1 protein-coding gene is annotated in these 366 nt (G+C 56.8%); it reads left to right on the top strand.

Features of this window, described 5'->3' with window-relative positions; translation table 11 throughout:
- The coding region (locus tag R0J87_RS18885; RefSeq protein WP_200896822.1) for a Rop family plasmid primer RNA-binding protein at positions 1 to 236 on the top strand (236 nt) is incomplete at its 5' end.
- Positions 237 to 366: the final 130 nt, after the last annotated feature.

The following is a 366-nucleotide window of genomic DNA, read 5'->3' as shown; positions in this document are numbered from 1 at the left end:
TCATTACCCCCATGAACAGAAATCCCCCTTACACGGAGGCATCAGTGACCAAACAGGAAAAAACCGCCCTTAACATGGCCCGCTTTATCAGAAGCCAGACATTAACGCTTCTGGAGAAACTCAACGAGCTGGACGCGGATGAACAGGCAGACATCTGTGAATCGCTTCACGACCACGCTGATGAGCTTTACCGCAGCTGCCTCGCGCGTTTCGGTGATGACGGTGAAAACCTCTGACACATGCAGCTCCCGGAGACGGTCACAGCTTGTCTGTAAGCGGATGCCGGGAGCAGACAAGCCCGTCAGGGCGCGTCAGCGGGTGTTGGCGGGTGTCGGGGCGCAGCCATGACCCAGTCACGTAGCGATA

The sequence above is a fragment of the Halomonas sp. SIMBA_159 genome, assembly GCF_046536035.1.
In the GTDB taxonomy this organism is placed as follows: Bacteria; Pseudomonadota; Gammaproteobacteria; order Pseudomonadales; family Halomonadaceae; genus Vreelandella; species Vreelandella venusta_A.
The sequence above is the reverse complement of the archived record's forward strand: the minus strand, read 5'-3'. Positions and strand labels throughout refer to the sequence as shown.